15 protein-coding genes, 5 tRNA genes and 1 rRNA gene are annotated in these 22,794 nt (G+C 45.4%); 8 read left to right on the top strand and 13 right to left on the bottom strand.

Going from position 1 to position 22,794, the window contains the following annotated elements; all coding sequences use genetic code 11:
- Positions 1-221 precede the first annotated feature (221 nt).
- On the top strand, positions 222-2,543 hold the full coding sequence (locus R7H07_RS17700) for an acid phosphatase (protein WP_065274988.1): 2,322 nt from the start codon (positions 222-224) through the stop codon (positions 2,541-2,543).
- A 208-nt stretch (positions 2,544-2,751) separates the two neighbouring features.
- Here the strand turns inward: R7H07_RS17700 and R7H07_RS17695 are convergent, their stop codons facing one another.
- The 5 genes from R7H07_RS17695 to R7H07_RS17675 form a co-directional block, all read right to left on the bottom strand.
- Complete coding sequence (locus tag R7H07_RS17695; protein WP_065274987.1) at positions 2,752-3,771, bottom strand: SPOR domain-containing protein; 1,020 nt, start codon at positions 3,769-3,771, stop codon at positions 2,752-2,754.
- A 157-nt stretch (positions 3,772-3,928) separates the two neighbouring features.
- A complete protein-coding gene (locus R7H07_RS17690; RefSeq protein ID WP_005384239.1) occupies positions 3,929-4,879 on the bottom strand; it encodes an ABC transporter permease in 951 nt (316 codons plus the stop codon).
- Between the two features lie 2 nt (positions 4,880-4,881).
- Entirely contained in the window at positions 4,882-5,859 is a 978-nt protein-coding gene (locus tag R7H07_RS17685; protein ID WP_005379110.1) for an ABC transporter permease, read from the bottom strand.
- A gap of 147 nt (positions 5,860-6,006) precedes the next feature.
- Positions 6,007-7,560 carry an ABC transporter substrate-binding protein gene (locus R7H07_RS17680; RefSeq protein ID WP_065274986.1) on the bottom strand — a complete coding sequence of 518 codons (1,554 nt, stop codon included), beginning with the start codon at positions 7,558-7,560 and terminating at the stop codon, positions 6,007-6,009.
- Between the two features lie 92 nt (positions 7,561-7,652).
- Positions 7,653-9,368, bottom strand: a complete 1,716-nt coding sequence (locus R7H07_RS17675; protein WP_005379108.1) for a dipeptide ABC transporter ATP-binding protein — start codon at positions 9,366-9,368, stop codon at positions 7,653-7,655.
- Between the two features lie 661 nt (positions 9,369-10,029).
- Here R7H07_RS17675 and R7H07_RS17670 point away from each other — a divergent pair.
- A complete protein-coding gene (locus tag R7H07_RS17670; protein WP_005379107.1) occupies positions 10,030-10,755 on the top strand; it encodes an HAD family hydrolase in 726 nt (241 codons plus the stop codon).
- Positions 10,756-10,950: 195 nt separating this feature from the next.
- On the opposite strand, the gene R7H07_RS17665 is transcribed toward R7H07_RS17670, so the two are convergent.
- From R7H07_RS17665 to R7H07_RS17645, 5 genes are all read right to left on the bottom strand, one after another.
- Positions 10,951-11,027 (bottom strand) — tRNA-Pro (locus R7H07_RS17665).
- Between the two features lie 64 nt (positions 11,028-11,091).
- Positions 11,092-11,167: transfer RNA gene (locus tag R7H07_RS17660), tRNA-His, on the bottom strand.
- Between the two features lie 48 nt (positions 11,168-11,215).
- Positions 11,216-11,292, bottom strand: a tRNA-Pro gene (locus tag R7H07_RS17655).
- Between the two features lie 69 nt (positions 11,293-11,361).
- Positions 11,362-11,437, bottom strand: a tRNA-His gene (locus tag R7H07_RS17650).
- A 33-nt stretch (positions 11,438-11,470) separates the two neighbouring features.
- Positions 11,471-11,547: transfer RNA gene (locus R7H07_RS17645), tRNA-Arg, on the bottom strand.
- A 335-nt stretch (positions 11,548-11,882) separates the two neighbouring features.
- Here R7H07_RS17645 and R7H07_RS17640 point away from each other — a divergent pair.
- Positions 11,883-12,296: a c-type cytochrome gene (locus R7H07_RS17640; protein ID WP_005384252.1), complete on the top strand. Its 414-nt coding sequence runs from the start codon at positions 11,883-11,885 to the stop codon at positions 12,294-12,296.
- 73 nt (positions 12,297-12,369) lie between these two features.
- On the opposite strand, the gene rep is transcribed toward R7H07_RS17640, so the two are convergent.
- Complete coding sequence (rep, locus tag R7H07_RS17635; RefSeq protein ID WP_005379104.1) at positions 12,370-14,385, bottom strand: DNA helicase Rep; 2,016 nt, start codon at positions 14,383-14,385, stop codon at positions 12,370-12,372.
- Between the two features lie 170 nt (positions 14,386-14,555).
- Here rep and R7H07_RS17630 point away from each other — a divergent pair, with 170 nt between their 5' ends.
- The 4 genes from R7H07_RS17630 (at position 14,556) to ubiK (ending at position 19,780) form a co-directional block, all read left to right on the top strand.
- Positions 14,556-15,137 carry a TetR/AcrR family transcriptional regulator gene (locus tag R7H07_RS17630; RefSeq protein WP_005384254.1) on the top strand — a complete coding sequence of 194 codons (582 nt, stop codon included), beginning with the start codon at positions 14,556-14,558 and terminating at the stop codon, positions 15,135-15,137.
- Between the two features lie 18 nt (positions 15,138-15,155).
- On the top strand, positions 15,156-16,262 hold the full coding sequence (gene vmeC, locus R7H07_RS17625) for a multidrug efflux RND transporter periplasmic adaptor subunit VmeC (protein WP_005379101.1): 1,107 nt from the start codon (positions 15,156-15,158) through the stop codon (positions 16,260-16,262).
- 12 nt (positions 16,263-16,274) lie between these two features.
- The gene (vmeD, locus tag R7H07_RS17620; RefSeq protein ID WP_005379100.1) at positions 16,275-19,397 is read left to right on the top strand and encodes a multidrug efflux RND transporter permease subunit VmeD; all 3,123 of its coding nucleotides are present in this window, start codon (positions 16,275-16,277) and stop codon (positions 19,395-19,397) included.
- A gap of 131 nt (positions 19,398-19,528) precedes the next feature.
- Positions 19,529-19,780: a ubiquinone biosynthesis accessory factor UbiK gene (gene ubiK / locus R7H07_RS17615; RefSeq protein WP_005379099.1), complete on the top strand. Its 252-nt coding sequence runs from the start codon at positions 19,529-19,531 to the stop codon at positions 19,778-19,780.
- 278 nt (positions 19,781-20,058) lie between these two features.
- On the opposite strand, the gene ilvC is transcribed toward ubiK, so the two are convergent.
- Positions 20,059-21,543, bottom strand: coding sequence for a ketol-acid reductoisomerase (gene ilvC, locus R7H07_RS17610; RefSeq protein WP_005379098.1), 1,485 nt, complete (start codon positions 21,541-21,543; stop codon positions 20,059-20,061).
- 143 nt (positions 21,544-21,686) lie between these two features.
- Between ilvC and ilvY the strand changes: the two genes are divergently transcribed.
- Positions 21,687-22,577, top strand: coding sequence for an HTH-type transcriptional activator IlvY (gene ilvY, locus R7H07_RS17605; RefSeq protein WP_005379097.1), 891 nt, complete (start codon positions 21,687-21,689; stop codon positions 22,575-22,577).
- Positions 22,578-22,668: 91 nt separating this feature from the next.
- Here the strand turns inward: ilvY and rrf are convergent.
- A 5S ribosomal RNA gene (gene rrf / locus R7H07_RS17600) occupies positions 22,669-22,785 on the bottom strand.
- Positions 22,786-22,794 lie beyond the last annotated feature (9 nt).

Genomic DNA, 22,794 nt, shown 5'->3' with positions numbered 1-22,794 from the left:
AAAAACAAAACTGGAACCGTGATCAAATTATCAATTTTCCACCATAGACAAAAAATAGAAATAAATTTTACGGGTTTTGTGCGGATTTTCGTGTCTTGAACCTAAGCTCAATAGTCATTAAAAAGACACCACTCTCTTATATCTCACTAGTGAGATATAAAGAAAAAAATAATAAAAAAAGCGACTTTCTCATTCGGAAACGAAACAAGGACAAATAAATAATGAATAAGGTGAGTTTACTAGCAGCGTCAGTGGCTATCGCTCTTACAGGCTGTGGCGGTTCAGATGGTGGTTCAAACAGTGCTAACGACGGCGTTGTGATCACAGGTTTTGACGGCTACTTCAAGCATGCCGTTGTTTTTGAAGATACGAACAACAACGGCCAATGGGACACTCAAGAAACATTCCTTGGTCTGACCGATGAGAAAGGTCAACTGAAATTGGATGCAAAACCAGAAAGCACTCTAGCGCTACAGACCATCACACCAAACGGTTCAAAGCAGAAACAGCTCATCGCCTTGGATGCGAAAGAGTACGCTGGCAAATACACGGTTGATATGGATCATCCAGGCCAAGCTATGGCGCACGAAATCGTATTCCGTGCACCAACATCGTCAAACGTGATTTCACCTATCACGGATCTTGTGGCGATTGAAATGGCAAAAGATCCAGCCATTAGTGAAGAAGATGCGAAAGCGAAAGTAAACCAAGCGCTAGGAGGCTCAGAAGAAGCACCAATTGATCTGTACAGTGATTTTGTTGAAGGTGCGACAAAAAACGCCGAACTACATAAAACCGCTCAGATTCTGACCGACTCGAAAGCACAAAACCCAACGAACTACGAGAAAAAAGCCACGGAGTTTGCTCAAGCGGCAAACCAAGAAGTGGAACGTCTTGTTGCATCTGGCGAAAACATCAATGACCCAAATCTACGTCCAATCATCACTGACGCGACCCCAGACAGCGACACCTTAGCACCTGAAACGGTAGTTAATAACAAGCTAACCATAAACAAAATCGTCGAAAAGGCAGCTAAAGATAAGCTAGAAAAACTACCAAAAATCGTACAAGGCGTGGACTTTGATGGCTTAGAGCTAGACATTGAAGGTCTATTTGCAGACAAAGACCAAAACCTTGTGACAACCAAACTGACGCACAGCTTTGCAGGCACAGGCATTGAAGTTGTGCAAACTGGCAACCTGATTGTTCTACATCCAACTGCAATCGTAGAGAAAGCTGGTGATTTTGAGATTGTTCTAACGGCGCAAGACATTGATTCGTCAGGTAAGGTTTTGGGTACGGTAAGCACCGTATTTCAGTTCGAAATCGAATCGGCAAACTTACCACCAATGGTTGTAGAAACAGAACAAGCGCGTCTGCAGTCCATCGTTGATGGTTGGTACCTACAACAAGGTGAAGTGTTTGAACAAACACTCGATATTTCTGGTTTGTTCCAAGATAAAGACGGTCAAATTACCGACTACTCAGCGGACTATGTAGACATTGAAGGTTTAACAGTATCTGAGGATGGTAATGCAATTATCACCATTAAAGGCACACCAACAAAAGCAGGTGAAGCTGGAGCAGTACTGGCGATTAGCGCAACAGATGGCCATACCGCGGTACAAATTGCGCTCAGCATGCCAACGGTTATCGAAGGCGTCACGCCACCACCAGTAGTACCGACTTTGGGCTTCACTCACGAGCACTTCAACGGTCAAGAATGGAAAATGGGTAGCTTCGCTCAAAAAGACGGTGAAATCGGCTACGCCATGCTGATGCAAGATTCTGAAGGCCTACTATTCTGCTGGGGTTCAAACCACGATGAGATGAATCAAGAGTACAAAGCGAACATCAGTGACTTCCTAAAAGACACATGGGAACACGATGCTTACGCCATTCTTGCCGATCTGGACCAACAAACTGGTTACACGGAATACAACAATAAAGACTGTAACGACGTTGAGCTGAAAGACGGTAAGCTATACAACAGCTACGGCGACGAGTATGAAATGTTGTACCAGCACAAAACCGAGCATAACGGCACTCAAATGATCGTTAAAATCTCAGATGATGAGCTGTTCTGGATGGACTCAAGCAATACCCCATTTGCAGAATCACTTTCGGTTGCAGAACACATCAAACACGGCACGTTAGAGCATGACTTGATGGTAGAAAGTAATGGCACAGGCGACGACACAGTCCTGAAATACTCGTCAGGTGCGTACGAATACGACACTGATACTTACAACTACACTTCGTTCATGCCAACAGGATTCCAAACTCCAGGTAATTGGGAAATCCAGAATGATGAAGACCGTGAACTGCTGATTCTAGAAGAAACAGGCTCAGAGTCAGATTACAAAACTCGTCATCGTTACATCAACCGCGATTTTGGTGACTTTTATATTGGTATTCGTTGGAGTAAAGAACAAAACGGTCATGAATCCGCACCGGAATATGGTCTGTACTCTAACAGCAAAGAAGCCATGACAAGCATCGCGAGTTCACTACCGATTTTGGAGCCTGGTGATGATGACTAAAGCAACCATCGTTAACCCTTGCTGTGATAGCGTGCATTTGCGTAGAAGACGCAGAACATTTTGGGAACGATTGGTCGGCATCAAAGAAGTGTATATCTGCTCTAACTGTCACAAAGAAACGCCACTCAAATAGCGATAATATTTGAGACCGCAAAAAAGCCCCGAACTCGGGGCTTTCTTCTATATTTTGACCGCAATATCTGAGTCGTTATTTCACGCACACCACGTTCAATAATGAGGTTCCGGTGAGCTGATTGGGCTCACGATCGGCGAACAAACCTTTCTTATCTTTGCCCCAATACGGCAGTTGCAGTGGCCATTGATTTTTTTCCATCACCCCAGACGCCCTCAGCGCTTTAAACTCTGCAGGGTTAGCTAAGTTCATACCCAGTTGCTGACATACTTTGTGCGAGTTTTCGTAGTTGAGGCGGTTCCACGGCTTACCATGTTCCATGTAAAACTGATTATGGTGATCGAGTAAATATGGGACCACGTACGTTTTGCCCTGTACTGAAGTTCTCAACCGAACTTCAATGTCATCATTTCCAGTGACAATTGGCTTCGCTTTGGTCTTAGCAACAGGCGTAGACGAAGAGCTATCACGTGAACTTTTTGCCTTGGTATCTGGCTTCTCTGCCCGCGCTTTAAAGGCGTCGGTATCAGATCGCACTGCAGGAACTGGTGCGGGTTTCGGGGTCACCATCGGTGTTGGCTTAACCGAAGATGCGGCTGATTTCGACGATACAGTAGATTTAGGTGTAGGTGGTGTTACTGGTTGCTTCGTCCCTTTCCCAACTACTCGGATGAACGCCTCTTTGTAATTCGACAAGGTTTTGACTCCTCGTAAGTCATCCCTCGCATCAGACAATGCTTTGTAAGGTCCAATCAAACAGCGATAGCCTCTGGATTCAGGCTTCATCCATACGTCGGTCGTGATTTTACTATAGAGAGGCTTAGCTTTCGCGAGAGACATAGGCTTGGGTAGCAATCCGCATTGAATCCAGTAAAGGTAGTTGCCCCCCTGCGGCACTTTCTTTCCCCATACTCCGTTACCAATTGGGCACGTTTTCTCAAGCATCGGTAATTCTTTCTCGCTGGCTTGAGTGGCTTGGCAAAGGAACTCCTCCGCCTCAACTGGATTAGAAAACTGGGCGCATACCAGCAACAAACCCAAAGCCAGGCTTGCTTGGAAGACGTTAGATGGGCGTTGGGCCTTCTTCATTTCCATACACTTCACTCTAAATTAGTGGGTAAGGTCATCATGGCGGAAAAGCGCCAAAAAAATGTGAACAAAGAATAACTAGCAAAAAAAGAGCCGGAATTTGCATCCGGCTCTCAGTTTAGGAAGGAATTAAGTGAATTTACAACGCTTGGTGGGAAAATTCTTATCCTTTGTACAGTTTCGGGTTGAATACATCACGTAGCCAGTCGCCCAACAGGTTGATAACCAAAACCAATGTTACTAGCACGATGCCAGGGAAAGCAGTAATCCACCATGCACCAGAGAAGATGTAGTTAAAGCCGATGCTGATTAGCGCACCCAGTGACGGCTGATCGACTGGCAGACCCAAACCTAGGAATGACAGCGCCGCTTCCGACATGATCGCGTTCGCTACCTGTACCGTCGAGATAACCAAGATTGGCGATAGACAGTTTGGCAGAATGTGACGGAACATGATTCGCGGAGCTTTAAAGCCCATCACACGCGCCGCTTCGACGTATTCTTTCTTCTTCTCTGCCAATACCGAGGCACGAATAGTCCGTGCGTATTGCGGCCATTCTGCCACACCGATGATCACCACCAGCATGACCACCGCATATTGGCTGTAAAAATCACTGCCAAAGCTGGCTTTAAAGATTGCAGAGACGATGATCGCCACCATCATGGTCGAGAACGATAGTTGAACATCCGCAAAGCGCATCAAGAAGCTATCGATACGACCACCGAAGTAACCCGCCGACAAACCAATGATGATACCCAGAATCAACTGAAGACCGACGGCTAAAAAGCCGATCGTCAAAGACAAACGAGAACCGTAAAGAATGGTCGATAAAATATCACGGCCTTGCTCATCAGTACCAAGAACAAAACGCTCATCGCCATCTTCCATCCACGAAGGTGGCAACTCAGAATCCATGATGTCGATAGACGTCAGATCGTACGGGTCTGTTGGCGCAAGAATCGGTGCAGCCAATGCCAATACTAAGAACATCATAAAGACGGTAAAACTCGCCATCGCCACTTTGTCGCGTTTGAAGTAATACAGAAAATCTGACTCTTTGAAACGCTGCCACGCTGATGGAGCAGGAGCTGGTGTTAAATTTGATTGGCTCATGATTAAGCTCCTTTTCCAGTTAGGTTCACAGTTGGGTTGATGATGCCGTACAGCAAGTCAACGATGGTATTGGTTACCACGAAGATCAGACCAACAAAGATAACGTAGGCAGTGATCAGCGGTGTATCTACACGGTTGATTGCCTCTAGGAAAAGGAAGCCAGTGCCCGGCCATTGGAACACGGTTTCAGTAAGAATGGTGTAGGCCACCATGGTACCAATCTGCACACCACCTACTGTCAATACTGGTAGCATGGTGTTCTTAAGTGCATGTTGGTAATAAATCTTTTGTAAGTTCAAACCTTTTGCTTTGGCGAACTTAATGTATTCCGAACTCAGAACTTCCAGCATTTCTGAACGCACCAAGCGGATGAACAACGGCAACATGATAGACGCTAGCGCAATACAAGGTAGGATGAGGTGCTTGATACCATCAATGGTAAAGAAGCCAGATTCCCAACCGAGCACATTAGCGGTCTCGCCCCGCCCGTAGGAAGGCAGCCAACCGAGTTCTATGGAGAAGACATACATCAGCATGATTGCGGTTAAGAACACCGGAATCGAGATACCGACACTGCTCATCGCCATGACAAATTTGGTAAAAACACTCTTAGGATGAATCGCAGAGTACACCCCAAGCGGAATAGAGAAAACAATGATGATAAGCGTCGCGCCAAACACGAGCTCTAATGTAGCCACCAGCTTGTCGAGAATCACCTCAACCGCAGGTCGCTTGAAAAAATATGAGGTACCCAAATCACCTTGCAGTGCATTACCCACAAAGCGCGTATACTTTGTGATAAAGGGATCGTTCAGGCCTAAGTCGTCGCGTAGCGCTTGACGCTCCGATTCCGAAACCGACTGACCTACAAGCTCACGCAGCGGATCACCCAGGTTGTCCTGAATGGCAAACGCCACCAAACTGATCACAAACATCACTATCAGTGCCTGAAACAGGCGCTTGACCAGAAACGAAAACATTCCTTGCCCCTTAACTATCCATAGATCTCTAAATTAGAGAGAAAATTCAGTCTAAATAACCAACTCAATCCGACTGAAACAAAATTGAGTCGAGTGCTTTAAGTTGAGGAGGGAAATCCATCCCTCCTCAAAGTAGACTAACCGTGATTATTCAACCACTAGGTCACCGAAGTAAGGCATTACCATTGGGTTAACGATATCTGCCGCTTTCACGTTAGACTTCGCGCCCCATGCTTCACTTTGCCAGTGTAGCGGTACGAATGCTGCGTCGTTGTATAGTGTCGCTTCTACGCCCTTCAGCATTTCTGCACGTTTCGCAGGGTCCGTCTCTACGTTCGCAGCTTCAACCACTTTGTCCATTTCTGGGTTTGAGTAGTAACCACAGTTGTACTGACCACGACCGGTTTCTTCGTTACGAGTCATAGTTAGGAACTCGTTGAAGTTCGCTGAGTCTTCTGTATCTGAGTGCCAACCGATCATCAGCATGTCTGCCGCACACTTGTCGAACTCAGGCCAGTACTGCGCTTTTGGCATGGTCTTCAGATCAACCTTGATACCGATCTTAGACAACATTGCCGCCGCCGCTTGTGCTACTTTCGCATCATTCACGTAACGGTTGTTTGGTGCGATCATCGTTAGCGTCAGGCCATTTTCGTAACCCGCTTCTTTCATCAGCTCTTTCGCTTTCTTCAGATCGTAGCGAGGAACCAGTTTGTCATCGTGACCCACGTAACCTGCCGGGCTTTGCTGACCAGCGGCCGTTGCGAAGCCTTTCATGATTTTCTTCACGATACCTTCGTTATTGATTGCGTGAACAATCGCTTGGCGAACGCGAACGTCTTTCAATGCTTCGTTGCTGTTTTGGTTTAGTTGGAACGTGATGATACGAGTACCAGGTAGCGTAACTAGGTCGATGCCGTCAGCATCTTCAACGCGTTTGTGGTCGTTTGGCGCTACAGGGTGAATCATGTCAACACCGCCAGAAAGCAGCGCTGCTACACGAGTCGCGTCTTCTTTGATTGGAACAAGTGTTAGCTTATCAACGTTACCTTTCGACTCTTTGTCCCAGTAATCTTTAAAGCGTTCAAATTCCACTTTTACGCCCTGCTCACGTGATGTCACGATGAACGGACCCGTGCCAGATACGTTAGTCGATGCAAATGAGTTACCGTGCTTCACTAGTTCAGACTTGTCTTTGCCGTCTGCGGTTTTACCCGTGTAGAACTTGCTGTCCATAGGGAAGATGTACGTCGCCGTTTGCAGAATAAGTGGGTATGGACCTTTAGTAACCAAATCGAACGTGTTGTCGTCAATTTTGACGATTTTTTCGTACGGGTCGAAGATGTTTTTAAAGTCAGGAGAGCTTTGTAAACGCTGGAACGTCCACACGACGTCGTCAGCCGTTAGAGTATTGCCAGAATGGAATTTCACACCTTCACGCAGTTTGAAACGAACAGTCGTATCGTTAATACGTTCCCAGCTTTCTGCTAGGCGAGGCTCGAAATCCATTTTTTGAGTAAAGCGAACCAACGGATCAAATACCATGTGTGACATTTGCAGTGTGCCACCTGATAGCTGCTCATGTGGGTCAAGCGATACTGGGTCAGCTGCATAGCCAACTTTGATATCTGCTGCCATTGCGTTAAAGCTTAGGCCCGCAGCCATTAGCGCCACTGCTAATTTGCTTTTCATGGTTTTCATTTGCATAACTCCTTCATGCGGGGATACGGATCCCTTGTTGTTGTGTTTGCGTCTTTGTTATGACTAAAGGTTAGCCAAGCGAATTGCTTGGTTTATGCCGTTTCGATCTCTTCTCGCAAGCCAGTAAACTCCGGCATCAGAGAAATCAATTTTTTGCTGTATTCGTGTTGAGGTGCCGTGAATAACTGTTCTGTTGGTGCCACTTCTAAAAGTGTACCCATTTGCATCACACCTACTCGGTCACACATCTGACGAATAACAGGTAAATCGTGGCTGATAAACAACATAGTCAAGTTCAGCTCACTTTGCAGATCTTTCAGCAAGTTTAGAATTTGTGCCTGTACCGATACGTCCAGTGCTGAGGTCGGTTCATCACAAATCAAAAGTCGAGGACGAGTCGCCAACGCACGCGCAATAGAAATACGCTGACGCTGACCACCGGAGAATTCATGAGGGTACTTAAGCCCAGCCATTCGACCCAAACCAACATGATCCAATAGGTCATTTACGATTTGGCGAGTTTCCGACTCGTTTTTCGTCAATTTATGGAAACGGATTGGCTCAGCAATAATATCGAATACCTTCATACGAGGGTTCATTGAAGTATATGGGTTTTGGAACACCATCTGCATTTGACGACGCATCGGGCGGCGCTCTTTCTCAGAGGTTAAAGCGGTCAGGTCAATGCCCTCGAATTTCACCTGACCAGAGTTAGGTTGGTATAAACCAGCAATCACACGTGCAATGGTCGATTTACCTGAACCAGACTCGCCCACCAAACCAAAGGTTTCGCCTTCGTGCACTTCAAAGCTCACATTATTAGATGCTTGCACGTATTCTCGGCGGCTCTCGAACAAAGAGTCTTTGGTCACAAAGCGAAGATTGACGTTCTTCACGTCCAAAAGCGGGCCAGTGTACTCACGCTCATCTTGGCTTTGTCCTAACCAGTGGTTCTTGATATCGAGTGGCTCCATTTCCGCCGCTTCTTCGATATAGCTTACTAACGGGAAACGATCTAGCTTTCTGTCTGAACGTGGTACCGCTGAAATTAGACTGCGAGTATAAGAGTGATCAGGATCGCCCAATACTTTGGCTGTTGGTCCAAACTCCACCAAGTCACCACGATACATTACCGCCACGCGATCGGTGACGTTGGAGACGACACCCATATCGTGAGTAACCAACATACAGCCGACATTGTTCTTGATACACAGCTCGCGGATCAAGTTGAGGATTTGGTCTTGGATAGAAACGTCTAACGCCGTAGTTGGTTCGTCCGCAATGATGAGATCAGGCTCACCAGCCAAAGCAATGGCAATGACAACACGCTGACGCATACCACCAGAGAATTGGTGCGGGTACTGCTTTAAGCGGTTTTCTGGTTGAGGAATACCAACCTGCTGCATAAGAGAAAGCGCGCGCTGATACGCCTCTTCATCAGAGACCTTCATGTTGGCGTGGATCGTCTCTTTCAGCTGTTGCTCAACAGTAAAAAGTGGATTGAGCGAGGTCATCGGATCTTGGAAAATAAAACCTATTTTCGAGCCGCGAACCTTACGCATCGCTTCTGGTGATAGGCCAGAAATTTTTTCTCCATCCAAGAAAACATCGCCGCTAGCAACGCGACCTGGAGGGCTAAGCAAATCAATAACGGCGTTACCAACGGTGGATTTACCCGCACCTGATTCGCCAACAACACCCACGATTTCACCACGTTCAATATGAAAAGAAAGTGACTTCACGGCAGCGTGAACGCCGTGTCGGGATGGGTATTCAATACGAAGGTTTTTCACTTCTAATAGTGACATTTCAGACCTCTACTGCCTTGTCTGTGGTATCGAATCATGCCAAAAGCACCATTCATCACCTGAATGAATCCGTTCAAATTCAGAATAATACTCTGAAATCTTAATGCGGAAATAATTTGGCAAAAATCACACAAAAAAGCAACAATTAAAGTATATTCCGCCGAAAAAACATTAAATAAACGCACAATTAGCGAATAAAAATGCATTAACAAGTATTTAACCATTTTCATATCACACTATTTTTGTGCGTCATGCACCAATAAAACTAGAAAAATGCTCTAAAAGTAAACATGAGCTAAACAAGATCATTAACCATATTATTCATGTGCATTTATTAACATTTAACAAACAATATCATATGCAAAAAGTGTTTTTTCAACATAAAAAACTATTAATAAAATAGTCGGCAAATACAAAAAGCCAAACTTAGGAAGAGAAAGGATAGGTCAAAACGTGAACAAAACAGCAAAACCACACAAATCCTGCTCCAATGCAGATTATGCGCCACTTAAGCGGTTTATTGACTAAGCAAAGGAAAGTACCGCTATCTTCATTCGTACGTCATAAGAAAACTCGCCGGTTTTAACCCTTTACGACACAATTGAGAGTGGGATAATAGATGAACAGTGTCAAAGCCAAGCCGTAAATAAAAGGAGCCCCTGTGCTTAAAGCGATTTTTTTTGATATGGACGAGACTTTATGTGCAACGTCACAAGCCGATAAAGTTGCAGGACAAGCGTTTACAACTTGGATTCATAAAACCTACCCACAAGTGACTGAGCCAAAAGCTTTTTTGCAGCGCTACTTACAGGGTGTATACAAAAAGCTGAATGCTGAGTTCCCTCACCTTGTTGCTCTGCTACCCGATGAAAATGCCTTCCGTTGTGGCCTGATCCAAAACATCTTGGCGGAGCAAGGCGTCAGCATCACTGCAAAAGAGGCTCAACAAGCTCAAGACTACTTTGACTCTGCACGTATGGGCGCGTTCACTTTCTTCCCTGGTGTAAAAGAAATGCTCAGCGACCTTCGTCAACATTACAAACTCGTCGTGATCACTAACGGCCCGATTTTTTCTCAACACCCTAAATTAAACGCGACACAAATGAGCAACTGGGTGGACCATATTATTGTGGGAGGAGAAGAGCCAGAAGAGAAACCTGCTACAAGTATTTTCCAAAAAGCGCTCGACTTGGTCGAAGTAAAACCAGAAGAGGCTCTACACGTGGGCGACTCTTTACCTGCTGACATTGCTGGCGCTAACAATATGGGCATTTTGAGTGTGTGGGTGAATGCGACAGGCGCAAGCAACTCAACGGATATAACGCCAAGTTTTGAAATCCAAGAAACGGTAGAACTGAAAGAAATCCTTAAAACACTCGCCCAATAAAAGCAGCGGATTAGAAAACTACAAAACCCCAGACACTGCTCTGGGGTTTATTTTGTCAGCTCGAAAAGCATTTGGATCATAGGTGGTCAAAAGCCCCTAGAGCTGTACACTTTTGGGAAAAATTGAAATGGAATGCCGATTCTTTTCAGGAGAGATGCAAAAAAGCCCCAGTCTTTCGACTGAGGCTTTAAATAGTGGTCGGTGAAGAGGGATTCGAACCCCCGACCCTCTGGTCCCAAACCAGATGCGCTACCAAGCTGCGCTATTCACCGAACTGTATTTGCTGATTTTCTCAAATCAGACAGGACACTTCAACTAAGAAGTCACCTTAATTAATGGGGTGGCTAACGAGATTCGAACTCGCGACCACCGGAATCACAATCCAGGGCTCTACCAACTGAGCTATAGCCACCATCAATTTTTGCTGTTTACCGCTCTATTAGAGCCATAAACTAAATAGTGGTCGGTGAAGAGGGATTCGAACCCCCGACCCTCTGGTCCCAAACCAGATGCGCTACCAAGCTGCGCTATTCACCGACGATGTTTTATCTTGATTGAATCAAGATTGGGAGCAATGCTACCGCATTCAATCTAAAAAAGAAAGAATGGGGTGGCTAACGAGACTTGAACTCGCGACCACCGGAATCACAATCCGGGGCTCTACCAACTGAGCTATAGCCACCACTGATTTTTACCGATGTATCCTCCGAGGCAATGGTACGCCCGAAAGGATTCGAACCTTCGACCTTTGGCTCCGGAGGCCAACGCTCTATCCAACTGAGCTACGGGCGCATGCCCTATCGGCGGAGTGGAATAATACGGATATCACACTATGCCGTCTAGTACTTTTTTTACTTTTTTTATCGTTTGGTCTCTTTTTCGACAGTTATCTTCCGTTAAAGTGGATTTTTGATGTGATTCACGCCCTGTCATGGATAACTTGTTGTTTATTGCAACAAGTTATCGGGATATAATCACCCATTATTTACATTGATTTAACAGCTGCAACCAAGTTGTCTAATCATTCTATGCCATTCAGTGGAATTTAATGATTTCTCTGCTCGGCATTAATACTCTAACTATATAAATAGGTAAGTCACTTACCTCGGGAATGTGAAGTGGGTTTAATGGATATGTCTCGACAAATGATTAGCGTTTTGTTCGCTGCCTTAACGTTTTCTACGGCAGCTTTAGCTTCTGACATCAGCCAAACTGAATACGATGCGATCGCAGAACGCATCCAACCTGTCGGTGATGTTTATCTAGCGGGTTCTGAGCCAGTGAAAGAAGAGCCAACCGGTCCACGTGATGGCGCCACAGTTTATGGTACTTTTTGTATTGCTTGTCACGCATCTGGTGTAAACGGCGCACCTAAAACAGGTAATGCCGATGATTGGGCACCACGTATTGCACAAGGCAAAGATACGTTAGTAAAGCACGCATTAGAAGGCTTCAATGCGATGCCAGCCAAAGGAACCTGTATGGACTGTTCTGACGATGAAATCATCGCAGCAATTGACCACATGATTGAAGGTCTATAAGTAAAGACATCAACGAAAAAGGCTTGCCAGTTGGCAAGCCTTTTTGTTTTTAGTCAGTGAGAACAGGGTTACTTTACTTCTTAAACATTGCTCGAATATTGGCAATGTGTGCTTGACCTTTCGCCATACGCTCTTCTGCTGATACTGGCTTTTTGTTTACTTCCCATTCAACGTCATCAAATGGCAACTCATCCAAAAAGCGGCTTTGAGTCGGTTTGATCAACTCGCCGAACTGCCGACGCTCTTTGCACATAGTGAAAGTCAGTTCACGTTGCGCGCGAGTAATACCAACGTACATCAGGCGACGCTCTTCTTCCACGTTATCTTCATCAATACTGGTTTGGTGCGGTAAAATACCTTCTTCGGACCCAATTAAGTATACATATGGGAACTCAAGGCCTTTTGATGCGTGCAAGGTCATCAGTTGTACTGCATCACTGTCTTCATCTTCTTCACCGCGCTCCATCATGTCACGCAAGGTCAAACGTTGAACGACTTCTTTTAACGTTTTCTCTTCTTGATCGTAGTTGTCACCCTCTAGGTCCGCCACTATCCATGAATAAAGATCAGAAACGTTCTTCATTCGCATTTCAGCGGCTTTCGGACTTGCTGAAGTTTCGTATAGCCAATCTTCATAATGGATATCACGAACTAGCGAACGAACCGCTTCGACGGTATCACCACGCTCAGCTTGATCAGCAATCGCCACTAGCCATTGGGTGAAACGACGCAGGTTTTCTAGGCCACGTCCCGTTAGGTGCTGTTCGAGCCCCATTTCAAAGCTCGACTCAAACAGGCTCTTCCCTCGCATATTGGCATAACTGCCTAACTTCTCTAACGTTACTGGGCCAATTTCACGTCGTGGAGTATTCACAATGCGCAAAAATGCATTGTCGTCATCCGGATTAACCAAAACGCGCAAATACGCCATGATGTCTTTAATCTCTGCGCGCGCAAAAAACGAGGTGCCGCCAGAAATTTTATACGGTACACGGTTTTGCATCAGAGACTTTTCAATCAAACGTGATTGGTGGTTACCACGGTATAGAATCGCATAATCTTTATATTCGGTACGGTTTAGGAACTTATGCGCAATTAGTTCACCCGTTACGCGCTCTGCTTCATGCTCTTCATTTTTAGCCAACAACACTTTGAGTTTTTCACCGTCAGGAATTTCAGAGAACAAGGACTTCTCATAGACGTGAGGGTTGTTAGCTATCAAAATGTTGGCCGCACGCAGGATTCGACTCGTTGAACGGTAGTTTTGCTCTAGCTTAATCAAACGCAAATTTGGATAATCTTCACCCAGCAACACGAGGTTCTGAGGTTTCGCACCACGCCATGAATAAATAGACTGATCGTCATCCCCTACAACCGTCAATCGCCCACGTTCTCCGACAATTAATTTGACCAGCTCATACTGACTCGTGTTGGTATCTTGATACTCGTCAACCAGTAGGTAACGGATACGATTCTGCCAACGCTGACGAACATCTTCATGATTACGTAAGAGTAAAACGGGCATCAAAATTAGGTCATCAAAATCGAGCGCGTTATAGGCTTTCATTTGCTTTTGGTACATATCAAAACAGAACGCAAACAATTGTTGCTGTTCACCTTGCGCACGCGCTTTGGCTTGCTCTGGCGTCAACATGTCGTTTTTCCAGTTGGAAATACAACTCAGAAGCTGACGTAGCAGATCTTTATCACCATCAAGCTGCTTTTCGGTAAGTTCTTTGAGCAGCGCTAGCTGGTCTTGGTCATCAAACAGTGAGAAGCCCGCTTTCAACCCTAAATGCTTGTACTCACGCTTGATGATGTTCAATCCTAAAGTGTGGAATGTTGATACCATCAAACCTTTAGACTCACCTTTCCCTAACGTTTGACCTACACGCTCCTTCATTTCACGTGCTGCTTTGTTGGTAAACGTCACCGCAGCAATATTACGCGCTTTGTAACCACATTGCTGAACCAGATAAGCGATTTTATTGGTAATAACACGAGTTTTGCCCGAACCAGCACCTGCTAGCACTAGGCATGGGCCAGACACGTATTTCACGGCTTCATCTTGACTAGGGTTCAGCTTCATAGAAATTCTCTGCGGGTGATGAATGTGGCGCCTATGATAAAGGGGTGGCCTCGTGAAAGCTATGCTGATTTCTTGTAATTTTTACACCAATTAAGTGCGATATTCTGTTGCATAAATGGCGGGTATTTAAGCTATAATGAATGAACGTTCATTCACTAAAGGGTGACATTATGAAGGATAACCCTGCTGTAGATAAACGAGAACAAATCTTAGTCGCTGCTGAACAACTCATTGCTGAATCTGGTTTTCAAGGGCTTTCCATGCAAAAGCTCGCCAATGAGGCAGGTGTCGCAGCAGGGACGATTTACCGTTATTTCTCAGATAAAGAACATCTTTTAGAGGAACTACGCCTTAACGTTGCTAAGCGTGTTGCTACTGCGGTGCAACTAGGTGTTAGTGAAGAGATGCCTTTAAAACAGCGTTATCGAACCATGTGGCTCAATATTTGGAATCTAGCGAGCTCGAACTTAAGTGCGATCAGCAACCGAGTCCAATATGAATCTTTACCCTGTTCAAATAGTAGCAAAGCTCGGGAACTTGAGAGACAAATGTTTGCCCAAGTAGATCTTCTTTTTAATCAGGGTAAAGACGAGGGAGTATTCAAGCTTCTCGATAACGAAGTACTTTCTGGATTAAGTTTTGAGGCAAGTGTTGCACTTGCTCGGAAACACGCTTTGGGATTTTATCAACTGGATAAGACGGCATTAGAGGCCGCTATTGAAGCCAGTTGGGATGCAATTATTAAACACTAACTTGGAGTTCTTAATAGAATGAAAAAGTGGACTTTCTTTATGTTACTTATCGCCGTTCTCTTGTTCGGCAGCGTGATAGGTTTCAATTTATTTAAGCAACAAAAGATCGCTGAATACATGGCAAACCGTCCTGAACCTGAGTTCCCAGTAACCGTGACAGAAGTGCAAGCGGTGGATTGGGTACCAGTCATCGAAGCAATTGGTTTTATCGAGCCAAACCAAGGCGTGACGGTAGCAAATGAGACCAGCGGTGTTATCGATAAAATCGCATTTGATTCCGGTACTCAAGTTAAATCGGGTCAGCCATTAGTGCTGCTTGATTCTGAAGTCGAAAAAGCAAATTTGAAGAGCTCGCAAGCTAAGTTGCCAGCGGCAGAAGCGAAATACAAACGCTACCAAGGCCTATTCAAAAAAGGCTCTATTTCTAAAGAAGCGTATGACGAAGCAGAAGCAAACTACTTCTCCTTAAAAGCAGACATTGAAAGCCTGAAAGCGACCATCGACCGACGCGAAATCAAAGCGCCATTTGATGGTGTGGTAGGTATTCGTAACGTGTACCTCGGTCAGTACCTACAGGCGGGCACCGACATTGTTCGCCTTGAAGATACCAGCGTGATGCGCTTGCGCTTCACCGTGCCACAAACCGATATTTCACGTATCAATATCGATCAAGAAGTGGATATCTTTGTTGACGCTTATCCAGACCAACCTTTCAAAGGGTCTATTTCTGCGATTGAACCAGCTGTAAACGTACAAAGTGGTTTGATTCAAGTTCAAGCGGATATCCCTAACAGTGACGGCAAACTGCGTAGTGGTATGTTCGCGCGTGCAAACATCATTCTGCCTAAATTAGAAAATCAGGTCACTCTACCTCAAACCGCGATCACATTTACGCTGTATGGCGACAATGTTTACATCGTAACAGAAGAAGATGGCGAAAAACGCGTTAAGCAGCATGTGGTAAAAGTTGGCGAACGCTCTAAAGATATCGCACACATTCTAGAAGGCGTGAAGCCAGGTGATGTAGTGGTGACATCGGGTCAAGTCCGTTTGAGTAACCATGCGAAAGTAAGCATTGTCGAAAGCGATGCAACTACCCCACCTGCTGAAACACCAATGCTTTAAGTTGGAGGCATCATGCGCTTTACAGATGTTTTTATAAAACGTCCAGTTTTAGCGGTATCGATCAGCTTTTTGATTGCATTGCTTGGTTTGCAAGCGGTGTTCAAAATGCAGGTTCGTGAATACCCTGAAATGACGAATACGGTGGTCACCGTGACCACCAGTTACTACGGTGCAAGTGCCAACTTGATCCAAGGCTTTATTACTCAGCCATTGGAGCAAGCGGTAGCGCAAGCCGATAATATTGATTACATGACTTCGCAATCGGTACTAGGTAAATCGACCATTACTGTCAACATGAAGTTGAATACTGATCCAAATGCGGCGTTGTCTGACATTCTGGCGAAAACCAACTCGGTACGTTCACAGCTACCAAAAGAAGCCGAAGACCCAACCGTAACCATGTCGACAGGTTCGACAACGGCGGTACTGTACATCGGCTTTACGAGTGACGAGTTATCTTCAAGCCAGATCACTGACTACCTTGAGCGTGTAATCAACCCACAGTTGTTCACCGTAAACGGTGTGTCTAAAGTTGACCTGTATGGTGGTATGAAGTACGCACTGCGCGTATGGTTAGATCCTGCCAAAATGGGCGCTTTGAAGCTTACCGCAACCGATGTGATGAGCGTTCTTAACGCCAACAACTACCAATCTGCAACCGGTCAAGCGACGGGTGAGTTCGTGCTTTATAACGGTAGCGCAGATACTCAGGTATCAAACGTTGCTGAACTTGAAGCATTGGTCGTGAAAACTGGTGAAGGGGATGTCATCCGCCTAGGTGATATCGCTAAAGTAACGCTAGAGAAGAGTCACGACGTTTATCGCGCAAGTGCAAACGGTCAAGAAGCTGTGGTTGCGGCGATCAACGCAGCGCCAAGTGCTAACCCAATCAACATTGCAGCAGACGTACTTGAACTGTTGCCTCAGCTTGAGCGCAACCTACCAAGTAACATCAAAATGAACGTAATGTACGACTCAACTATCGCCATCAACGAATCGATTCACGAAGTAGTGAAAACGATTCTTGAAGCAGCAGTAATCGTACTTGTGGTTATCACACTGTTCCTAGGTTCATTCCGCGCGGTAATCATTCCTATCGTGACCATTCCACTTTCATTGATTGGTGTGGCAATGGTGATGCAGGCAATGGGTTTCTCTTGGAACTTGATGACGCTACTGGCGATGGTGCTTGCCATCGGTCTGGTGGTGGATGACGCGATCGTTGTACTAGAAAACGTTGACCGTCACATCAAAGAAGGGGAATCACCATTCCGAGCTGCAATCATTGGTACACGTGAAATTGCGGTTCCAGTTATCGCGATGACATTGACGCTAGGTGCAGTGTACGCACCGATCGCATTGATGGGTGGTATCACCGGTTCATTGTTCAAAGAGTTCGCTTTGACACTGGCAGGTTCAGTATTCGTATCCGGCATCATCGCTTTGACACTATCACCAATGATGTGTTCGAAGATGCTGAAGGCGAACGAGAAGCCAAGCAAGTTTGAGCAAAAAGTTCACCATATCCTTGATGGCATGACCACTCGTTACGAAGGCATGTTGAAAGCGGTAATGGCTCATCGTCCGGTTGTTATTGCGTTTGCAATCATTGTATTTGCAAGCTTACCGGTCTTGTTCAAGTTTATTCCTAGCGAACTAGCACCATCTGAAGATAAAGGTGTGGTCATGCTGATGGGTACCGCCCCATCAAACGCGAACTTGGACTATATCCAAAATACCATGGATGACGTAAACCAAATACTCTCAGATCAACCGGAGGTGGAATACGCGCAGGTCTTTAATGGTGTACCAAACTCAAACCAAGCGTTTGGCCTAGCAACATTGAAGCCTTGGAGTGAACGAGAGGCAAGCCAATCTGAAATCACGAAACGTGTGGGTGGCCTAGTATCAAGTGTACCTGGTATGTCTGTCACTGCATTCCAAATGCCAGAGCTTCCAGGTGCAGGCTCAGGTCTACCTGTTCAGTTTGTAATTACAACACCAAATAGCTTCGAGAGCTTGTTTACTATCGCTAGCGATATTCTAACCGATGTTGCAAGTAGCCCAATGTTTGTCTATTCCGACCTGGATTTGAACTACGATTCAGCAACGATGAAGATCAAGATCGATAAAGACAAAGCGGGTGCCTACGGTGTGACTATGCAAGACATTGGCATCACTCTCAGCACCATGATGGCAGATGGTTATGTAAACCGAATCGACCTGAATGGCCGCTCGTATGAGGTGATCCCTCAAGTTGAGCGTAAATGGCGTCTAAACCCAGAATCGATGAAGAACTACTATGTACGCTCTGTGGATGGTAAAGCGGTTCCATTAGGCAGTCTGATTACTATCGATGTGGTGGCTGAGCCTCGCTCTTTGCCACACTTCAACCAGCTAAACTCAGCGACTGTGGGTGCAGTACCATCGCCTAGTGTTGCTATGGGTGACGCAATCGACTGGTTTGAAAATATTGCACAAACCAAACTGCCTGCAGGGTATAACCATGATTACATGGGCGAATCTCGTCAGTTTGTAACGGAAGGTAGTGCCTTGTATGCAACCTTCGGTCTTGCACTTGCGATCATCTTCCTCGTTCTGGCGATTCAATTTGAATCACTCCGCGATCCTATTGTCATCATGGTATCTGTACCTCTGGCAATATGTGGTGCCTTGATCGCATTGGCCTGGGGTACGGCCTCGATGAACATCTACTCGCAGGTTGGTTTGATCACGCTGGTCGGCCTAATAACCAAGCACGGTATCTTGATCTGTGAAGTCGCCAAGGAAGAGCAGTTACATAATAAACTGTCTCGTATTGATGCGGTGATGGAAGCTGCGAAAGTGCGTCTTCGCCCTATCCTAATGACCACTGCAGCGATGATCGCAGGTCTGATCCCGCTGATGTACGCAACAGGTGCAGGTGCCGCGCAACGTTTCAGTATCGGTATCGTCATCGTTGCTGGCCTTGCAATCGGTACACTGTTCACACTATTCGTGCTACCTGTGATTTACAGCTACCTAGCTGAAAAACACAAACCTCTGCCAGTATTTGTTGAAGACAAAGACTTGGAGAAGTTAGCGCGAGTTGACGAAGCGAAAGCAGCTCATCGTGAATTAGCGGATAACAGATAAGCTATTAAGGCATTCAAAAAGGTCACTTCGGTGGCCTTTTTTATTGCCGCTCTCTTTTTTGCCATCTAAATGGCGACTTTCACGTATCATTTACTTAAAATGAGGACAAATCAAAAGGAGTTTTAGCCACTATGTTTGACCCAAAGAAATTAGAGCAAATTGCTAAACAGATTCACGACTCAATGCCTCAACCTGTAAAAGAGTTGGGCTCTGATGTCGATCAGAAAGTTCGTCAAGTAATCCAAGGCCAGCTAAACAAGCTAGATGTTGTAAGTCGCGAAGAGTTTGATGTTCAAACTCAAGTTTTACTACGTACACGTCAAAAGCTAACAGAAATGGAACAGAAGTTGGCACAACTTGAAGAAAAGCTTGCTGAAAAATAAGTATCAAAGCGCTCCTCACAAAGGAGCGTTTTTCTTATCGGCGCGCAGATAAATCGGCTAAAAACAAAAAGGCTTGGTCAACGGCGACCAAGCCTTTTGATTAGATGTTGTGTTTTATTTTGTATTTATCACTCCAGTCTGCCTGGAGTTTATCTACTGCGTTACTTGAGACTAAGTAAATTACGCTGTATTAAGGTTTCATTTCTAGGAGAAGGCGCGGACTTTACGATAGTAAACGAGCACCTTAGACACCGAAATGGAGCCTTAAGGCCAGTCATTTAGCCGCCCACCGCGATACGCTTCATATCAGTCATGTAACCACGTAGCTCTTCACCGATGTACTCTACAGGGTGGTTACGGATTGTTTCATTCACAGCGATAAGAGTCGCGTTATCCACTTGGTTAGACGTTTCACCTAAACCTTTACCAATTACGTCAGTATTTACGGCTGGCATAAACTTCTCACGTAGAAGCGGCGTTGCTACGTTAGCGAACAGGTAGTTACCGTATTCCGCAGTGTCTGAGATAACCACGTTCATCTCGTATAAACGCTTACGTGCGATAGTGTTTGCGATAAGTGGCAGCTCGTGTAGAGACTCGTAGTAAGCAGACTCATCGATGATGCCAGAAGCGGTCATCGCTTCAAATGCTAGCTCAACACCCGCACGAACCATAGCAACCATCAGGATACCGTTATCGAAGTACTCCTGCTCAGAAATTTCTACGTCAGTTTCTGGGTAGTTTTCGAAAGCAGTTTCACCCGTTTCTGCACGCCAGCCTAGTAGGTTTGCATCGTCGTTTGCCCAGTCAGCCATCATAGTGCTAGAGAAGTGACCTGTGATGATGTCATCCATGTGCTTGTTGTATAGCGGACGCATCAGCTCTTTTAGCTCTTCAGAAAGTTCAAATGCTTTTACTTTCGCAGGGTTAGTTAGGCGATCCATCATATGAGTGATACCACCAAACTTCAGAGCTTCCGTGATCGTTTCCCAGCCGTATTGAAGAAGCTTGCCTGCGTAGCCAGGATCGATACCATCAGCAATCATCTTCTCGTAACACACGATAGAGCCAGCCTGTAGCATGCCACAAAGGATAGTTTGCTCACCCATTAGGTCAGATTTCACCTCAGCAACGAAAGAAGACTCTAGACAGCCTGCACGGTGACCACCGGTTGCTGCAGCCCAAGCTTTCGCGATATCCCAACCTTCACCTTTTGGGTCGTTCTCTGGGTGAACAGCGATAAGAGTCGGTACACCGAAACCGCGCTTGTATTCTTCACGAACTTCCGTACCTGGACATTTAGGTGCAACCATTACTACCGTTAGGTCTTTACGAATTTGCATGCCTTCTTCAACAACGTTGAAACCGTGAGAGTAACCTAGTGCTGCGCCTTCTTTCATTAACGGCATTACCGTCTCAACAACGTTTGTGTGCTGCTTATCTGGAGTAAGGTTTACTACTAGATCAGCTTGTGGAATTAGCGTTTCGTAGCTACCTACCTCAAAACCGTTGTCTTTTGCGTTTTTGAATGACTGGCGTTGCTCATCAATCGCGGCTTGGCGAAGCGCATAAGCAACGTCTAGACCAGAGTCGCGCATGTTCAGACCTTGGTTAAGACCTTGAGCACCACAACCTACAATGACTACTTTCTTACCTTTCAGATAATCCGCTTCTGAAGCGAACTCACTGCGGTCCATAAAACGACAACGACCTAATTGGTCCAACTGCTCGCGCAAGTTTAGGGTATTGAAATAATTAGCCATCTGGGTGCTCCTTTGAGATTCTTCCATTGAGGTCAGTAATTGCCTTACCGAATAACTTCATACTAAAACAGACATGAGATTGCTTAAAGTGATATATTCACAATTAGTTATTGCAATTTATGCAACATGGAAATGAAAATTTAATGAATATCAAAAGCCTGCAACTTTTCATTCATCTCTGTGAGAGTAAAAGTTTCGCCAAGACCGCAGCGGCAATGCATATTAGCCCTTCAGCCTTAAGCCGACAGATACAAAAATTAGAGGAGGAAACCAGCCAACAATTGTTTTTACGCGACAACCGTAGCGTTGATTTAACTATCCAAGGTAAAAAGCTAGTCCCAGTCGCCTTAAAGATTCTTGGCGAATGGCAGCAGTATCAGAGTCACCTGAAGGGAACCGAGGATGAATTGAAAGGAGAAATCCGTCTCTTTTGTTCTGTTACTGCAAGCTACAGCCATCTTCCGGAGCTAATATCTGACTTTCGTATTCAGAACCCTTTCATTGAATTCAAACTATCAACCGGCGATCCAGCTCAAGCGATCGACAAAATACTAGCAGATGAAGCCGATATTGCCATATCAGCCAAGTCAGAACAGATGCCAAATAAAATCGCATTTGAAACGATCAGTGAAATCCCACTTTCTGTCATCGTACCTGTTGGGGTTAGTGCGTTTGCTGAAGAGCTACAAAAAGAAAAACCAGACTGGTCGGTCATTCCATTCATACTCCCAGAAGCAGGAACGGCAAGGGACAGGGCCAATACTTGGCTCAAACAAATGAAAATAAAGCCAAAGATCTACGCACAAACCTCCGGACATGAAGCCATCGTAAGTATGGTTGCATTGGGGTGTGGAGTAGGTATCGCACCTGATGTTGTAATCAACAACAGTCCGGTAAGAGAAAAGATAAATCGTTTAAAAGTCTTACCAATTAAACCTTTTAAACTTGGTGTTTGCTGCAACAAAACTCAGCTGGAAAATCCGCTTGTTAAAGCCTTTTGGAAGGTTGCAGAGAGCAAGTATATCGCACCTTAGATGAACACTTTTTAGGTATAAAGTGAGCTAATTTTAAAACTCTATAGATGAAAAAAAGCCCGCTCTTTCGAGCGGGCTTCTTAAATTTAAAGCCTGGCGATGTCCTACTCTCACATGGGGAAGCCCCACACTACCATCGGCGCTATTTCGTTTCACTTCTGAGTTCGGCATGGAAATCAGGTGGGTCCAAAACGCTATGGTCGCCAAGCAAATTCTT

Source organism: Vibrio sp. Vb1127, from assembly GCF_033338735.1.
In the GTDB taxonomy this organism is placed as follows: domain Bacteria; phylum Pseudomonadota; class Gammaproteobacteria; order Enterobacterales; family Vibrionaceae; genus Vibrio; species Vibrio alginolyticus.
The sequence above is the reverse complement of the archived record's forward strand: the minus strand, read 5'-3'. Positions and strand labels throughout refer to the sequence as shown.